Source organism: Arcticibacterium sp., assembly GCF_055134445.1.
Genome location: NZ_JBSRVI010000169.1, coordinates 1 through 6,288, shown reverse-complemented (window position 1 = coordinate 6,288; position 6,288 = coordinate 1). Strand labels below are relative to the sequence as shown.

Sequence of the window (6,288 nt, the reverse complement as noted above, 5' to 3'; positions counted from 1 at the left end):
CTTAGACTTCAGACGGCTTCGGTTTTTAACTGCACTGCTGCCTACCCAGATAACTTAAAAGATGCAAACGGAGACGTATATAAAGTATTTTTCGACAATCTAATGTCTTACCACATTGGCTGCGGAAACACCTTTACAGAGCAACAATATGAAAGAATGGAGAGTGCTCTAAACATGAGATTATCTCCTAGTGCTGAATATCAAATATCTGCACAGAAAGAAGCAAATTTCATTAGTATTAAACCTTTGAAAAAGAAAATATACTGTGCTGGAGAAACGATTACAGTAGGTCTAGAAACTACAGGATTGTTTAAAGACGATAATGTCTACAGCTTAGAAATATCTGACCAATACGGCTCTAATTTCAATATAGTGGAGAGCGATTTCCTAAAAGACAGCGTTAAAATAACATTGCCTGATGCCTTGGTACCTGGCACGGGCTATAGGTTCAAGATTAATGCTTCTTCACCCGCTATTTCCAGTTTCATATCCGAAAGCTTCCAAGTGAAAACCAGTGGGCAAATAAAATTATCAGCTCAGCAAACAGCCATAAACCTAGGAGAGCAAGCTATTTTAAAAGTCAGCATGACGGGTGGTGGCACTTGGAGTTTTATACTCAACGATAGTATGGCGTTTTCAAATATATATAGCTCAGAGCTAGAAATACCTGTCAAACCATCCCAAGATACCCTTTACCGCATCCTCAACGCAGAATACCTCTGCGGGGTAAAAGTCGACACCCAATATGTTGCAATAAGCGTGATATCCCCGAGCATCACTATCTCAGATTCTTTCGAAGGAGCTTTTTGTAAGAACGAGATTATTAAAATTCCGGTTTCGGGTTTAAACATTGAAAACATTGCAAAATATAGGGTTGTATTAAAAGGCATTAACAATAGCTATATAATTCAACCTAACATTTCCCCTTTCTCTGTAAATTTCTTATTACCCGTTGAAGTTATGGAAAACGAAACTTATGAGATGAAACTCACGGGGGAAGGCTTAGGGGACTTCAGTAAATCCATTTCCCTAACGATAAAAGAAACACCTGGTCAGCCCAGAATTATCAGCCCAGTGAAATACTGTTTCAATTCCCCTTCTACACCGCTTACGGCAGAAGGCGACAGTCTCTTATGGTTTTTAGCAGAAAAAGATGGCAAAGTATTTTCAAGTATCACACCTCCTACCACAGCTGATGGTGTGTATTTCTATTACGTATCTGAGGCTTCGGCGTCTGGGTGCTATAGTGAAAGAAGTAAAATAGAAGTTCAAGTAAAACCACCTGTTACTGCAAATTTAAGCGGAAGCAGTACCATAATTTCAGGAGACTCCACCAAACTAAAAATTGAACTCACAGGAGATGCTCCATGGAACATCCAAATGCAAGACGGAAGTTTATTCACCTCAGAAACCGCCACTTTTGAATATTTCGTGACGCCTTCTAGTTCTACCGCTTATAGCCTAAAGAAAGTAGAAAATTTTTGTGGAAACGGCTTTATTTCTGGCCTAGCAGAGGTGGAAGTGATTCTTCCTTTGGCTTCTTCATTAGAGCAGTTTAAACCCCTCCTAGTTTACCCTATCCCTGCCGACAACTACCTTGATATAGTGACCAATGTTTATGACCAAAAAGAGGTGAAAATAGAACTTTATGACCTAAACGGCAAGGTCGTTTTATCTGATAATTTCAAAACAGACCAAGGTCTAATAAGAATAAAGCTTCCAAGAGTAAACTCCGGAAGCTATATTTTGAAAGTCAATAGAGATAAAAAAAGCGATTCTAAAAAGGTTTATATTCGTTAAATCTTTAGAAGAAAGTACCTACAGAAATGGTAAGGTTCCCACTTTTACTTGACACCAATGCAGAATCAAAATTTTGTTCATTAGAAAGCGTATAAGGAGAGTATGAAGAATCAAAGGTATTCGCAGAATAGGCCGCATCTATAAAAAACTTAGGAGCTCTGTAACCTAAGCCTCCAGAAACTATTAACATAGTCCTATCAAGACCGTTGTTTACTTTAACAGGATCTGGCATGTAATTCACCCCTCCTCTAACACGAAACTTATCCTTTCTTAGCTCCAAGCCACCTTTGACATTCACCACATCTTTATAATATCCTTGGATACCTCTTTTTTGCTCCGCAGACCATACGTTATCCTCTTTATCTTTAACACCCATATTTCCATAGCTCACATATTCCGCTTCTAAACTTAACATTCCCACTTTTCTAGGTAACATATAAGAGACTCCCACGTTTCCTCTCAGCGGCGATGTGAAATTATATTTATAATCACCAGGTAAGGTCTCTACGGTATTAAAATCCGTTTGTATTACATCTGGTTTAGGATCAATACTTATGGCGGAGTAAAGTGTTTCTTTAACGCCCATTATAGTGGGTGTAGTGACATTAGCTCCCAATTTAAAATTCCTTGAAAGATTAAAAATAGCTCCAACAGAAAGATTAGCACCAAAACCACTTACCACCAAATCATCAACTGCTCTAAATCCATTAAATACTTCCCCTTGAGGAAAGAACTCCGTATGGTTTGTCACCATATTATAATTTAATGTTTGGAGCCCTAAACTGGCTCCTATATAGGTTTTATCTTGCAAATTTGCTGCATAAGTAAGGTTAATCTGACCTAAGTTACCAGACTCCGACACCGAACCCCTTTGCTCCACGGGGAAACTTGGCTCCGACACCACATAACCACCTTCAAATGGATTAATCATATAGGCTTGATAATACATAGATGTTCTAGTGTCTGAAAAGCCTGTATTGGTATCAAACTCACTATCTAAAACACCCGTATCGGCTCCTCTCTGGTTTGCTTGTTCCGCATAAAAGTCCATGATAGAACTTCTATTATTGACTCCTTGATAATCATACTCGTTATGAAAATTAACAAGTGTATTATAGCTAATGCCAAAATTGGAACGCTTAATTCCAGAACTCCTCCCAGGCTTGCTTATGACTACCGAAGCTTGGCCTAAACCAAAATCAGAAGAACTCCTTTCACTGCTATTACCCAAATAAGATGTAGACGTTGTTAAATTCCTAAAAACCGGACTAATGCTAAATTCCGATTTATTGTAAAACCCAAGCCCTGCTGGATTTACAACAGTACTACTGGCATCTCCACCCAATGCTGTAAAAGCACCACCCATGCCTATACTTCTGGCAGAACCATAGTTACTATAATGAGAAAATCTAAAGGCATCTTCTCCATAAAAATGTCCGCTCACGTCCACAGATTGTGCGTTAACCCAAACCGTAGAGGTAATAAGGGCTGCGAAACTTATTAATAATTTTTTCATTGAATTATGTTTTTTATAATCAAAAGCAGAACGCTTTTCTGCAGGTCCACTCTATTTCTATAGTGTTAATGAAGTACTATAGTATTAACGCTAAAATTTAAAAAAAAATACCCCGCCAAAGGTCCAATTGGAATCAGCGGGGTAAAACTATATTTTCACCACCTATTGTGGTACTAAGACTTATCTTGGTCTAGAAGAAGACGACGATGATCTACTGCTTCCTGATGAGGAAGAGCTAGAGCTTCCTCTAGAGTAATTTCCTGATGAAGTCGAACTTGGAGTAGTGCTTCTAGTGGTCGTAGCAGGTCTACTATATCCAGCGTTTGAGTTTCCGCTATTAGTAGCACCACTTCTTGAATATCCACTGTTAGAACCTGAAGTAGGAGTATACGATCTCGCAGACGACCTCGTATAGGTACTTGTTCTCGCCGAATTAGCAGAAGAAGTTGTTCTTCTCACCGCATCGTTTGAACCTGCAGTACTCAAGCTTCTACCCGAACTTCTAGTATAAGCATCATAAGATGTAGGTCTTCTTGCCGAAGTATATGTTGTACCAGAACTAGTAGAACCATTGGCTCTTTGAGTCAAACCAGAGTTTGTTCTAGTTGCCGTACTTGTTCCAGTAGTTCTTCTTGAACTAGACGCAGTGGATACTGGTCTTCTAGTGTTCACAAAACCATCATTATATATACTCGTAGATCTTCCTGAGCTTCTTGGCCCAAAACTTCTGTTTCCGCTATATCTAGAGTCTCCTGCTAAAACAGGCTGAACACCATAATAAGGATTAGAATAGCCATATCCGCCATAGTAATTTCCGTAAGAGCCATAACCCCAAGGCATATACCCATAACCGAATGAACTTCCATAACCGTAAGGGCTAAATCCACCTCCACCCCATGGGCTGAAACCAAAACTACTCATGCCATAATATCCGCCGTAAGCAAATGGGCTATAGCTCAAATATGAACCGAAGCTACTTCTAAAAGGAGAATAGGCAAAAGAGTTATAGCCGTATCCACCACCACCCCAAGGGTTGTTAAATGAATTCCAACTGTTAAAGTTTCTAGAACCACTCCATGCATAGTCATTCCATCCTTCCGAGTAACCATCTGCATAACCAGAAGAATATCCAGCATCAGGAGTATAGGCTCTTTTTAAGGAACTAGAAGTAACATAATTTTCGTCGAAATAAGTGTCTGTACCTTCCTCACTGCTTTCTGCAGGTAAGCGGTCGTAGGCATCGTTATAATCTGTTAAATATTCAGGAGCATAAGCTTCCGAAGATTTTGCCATGGTAGGAGCATAAGCCACAGGAGCATCAGAAGATGTTCCGTACATGTCGTCATACTCGCCATTGGTAACCAATGTCTTGCTAGTGGAGCAGCTACCTAAACCTACAGCCACTATAAGGGACAAACCTATATATTTATAATTTTTCATCATTCGTAATATTAAAATAGGACTTCTCTAATAAGTTCTTATATCTAAGATGCAAAAATATCAAGAAAGGTTGCATCATTAAAATGAATTTTCTTTCACGCCTTCAATATAGCTCTTTTGCTATATTAAAACGAACTACACCACTAGATATATACAAAGCTACCCAAAAAACTTATCTTTGCAACCTCTTTAAAAAGCCTAATGATTTAGAGAGAAAATATACACTTTAACTTAAATACGATAGAAATGGCAAAAGGGCTTCCTACTAGAAGTGAAAATTACTCGGAATGGTACAATGAATTAGTAAAAAAGGCTGATTTGGCAGAAAATTCTGATGTAAGAGGCTGTATGATTATAAAGCCTTACGGCTTCGCAATATGGGAGAAAATGCAAAGAGCTTTGGACGACATGTTTAAAGAAACAGGGCATAGCAATGCCTACTTCCCTCTTTTCATCCCTAAATCATACTTATCAAAAGAAGCCAGCCATGTGGAGGGCTTTGCCAAAGAGTGTGCGGTAATTACCCACTACAGATTAAAAAACGACGAAAACGGTAATGGCGTGGTGGTAGACCCAGAAGCCAAATTAGAAGAAGAACTCATAGTTAGACCAACTTCTGAAACGGCCATTTGGAACACCTATAAAAACTGGGTTCAATCTTACAGAGATTTGCCTATTTTATTAAACCAATGGGCCAATGTGGTCAGATGGGAAATGCGTACCCGTATCTTTCTAAGAACCACAGAATTTCTATGGCAAGAAGGACATACCGCCCATGCCACTAAAATAGAAGCGGAAGAAGAAACCAGAAGAATGCTGGATGTATACGGCACATTCGCGGAAGAATGGATGGCTTTACCAGTAGTAAAAGGCACCAAAACAGCCAGTGAGCGTTTTGCTGGAGCAGATGACACCTTATGTATAGAGGCTTTAATGCAAGACGGCAAAGCTTTACAAGCAGGTACATCGCATTTCTTAGGTCAAAACTTCGCAAAAGCTTTTGACGTGAAATTTCAAAGTAAAGAAGGAAAACTTGAGTACGTTTGGGGAACTTCTTGGGGTGTGAGTACCCGATTAATGGGTGCTTTAATTATGGCCCATTCAGATGATCAAGGTTTAGTACTTCCTCCAAAACTTGCTCCAATTCAAGTCGTGGTGATTCCTATCTATAAAGGAGAAGAACAATTGGCCGAAATTACGGCTATCATTCAGCCAATGTTGGATGAATTAAAGGCCAAAGGCGTTATCGTCAAATATGATAACGACGACCAAAGACCAGGTTGGAAATTTGCAGAATACGAACTTAAAGGTGTGCCTGTTAGAGTAGCAGTAGGCATGAGAGACCTTGAGAAAGGACTGATAGAAATAGCCAGAAGAGACAACTTGACCAAAGAACAAAGAAGTCTAGAGGGCTCTGCATCATATATTTCTGAGCTTCTTGACGAAATCCAAGATGCCATTTATCAAAAAGCATTAGCCTTCAAAACAGACAATACTTTTGAGGTCAACACATGGGAAGAGTTCCAAGAAAA

Annotated in this window: 4 protein-coding genes; 2 read left to right on the top strand and 2 right to left on the bottom strand. The window is 39.3% G+C overall.

The window, feature by feature from the left end; translation table 11 throughout:
• Positions 1-1,800 (top strand): T9SS type A sorting domain-containing protein (locus tag ACTBZY_RS22480; protein WP_463048643.1); only part of this gene is annotated, 1,800 nt, incomplete at its 5' end.
• 4 nt (positions 1,801-1,804) lie between these two features.
• Here ACTBZY_RS22480 and ACTBZY_RS22475 read toward each other — a convergent pair.
• Complete coding sequence (locus ACTBZY_RS22475; RefSeq protein WP_463048642.1) at positions 1,805-3,316, bottom strand: hypothetical protein; 1,512 nt, start codon at positions 3,314-3,316, stop codon at positions 1,805-1,807.
• Between the two features lie 180 nt (positions 3,317-3,496).
• Positions 3,497-4,756, bottom strand: coding sequence for a hypothetical protein (locus ACTBZY_RS22470; RefSeq protein ID WP_463048641.1), 1,260 nt, complete (start codon positions 4,754-4,756; stop codon positions 3,497-3,499).
• A 246-nt stretch (positions 4,757-5,002) separates the two neighbouring features.
• On the opposite strand from ACTBZY_RS22470, the gene proS reads away from it, so the two are divergent.
• A partial coding sequence (gene proS / locus ACTBZY_RS22465) for a proline--tRNA ligase (protein WP_463048640.1) occupies positions 5,003-6,288 on the top strand: 1,286 nt, incomplete at its 3' end.

Excerpts from the sequence above, each read along its gene's own strand:
- ACTBZY_RS22475 (WP_463048642.1), bottom strand. The coding sequence starts at position 3,316 with ATGAAAAAATTATTAATAAGTTTCGCAGCCCTTATTACCTCTACGGTT.
- ACTBZY_RS22470 (WP_463048641.1), bottom strand. The coding sequence starts at position 4,756 with ATGAAAAATTATAAATATATAGGTTTGTCCCTTATAGTGGCTGTAGGT.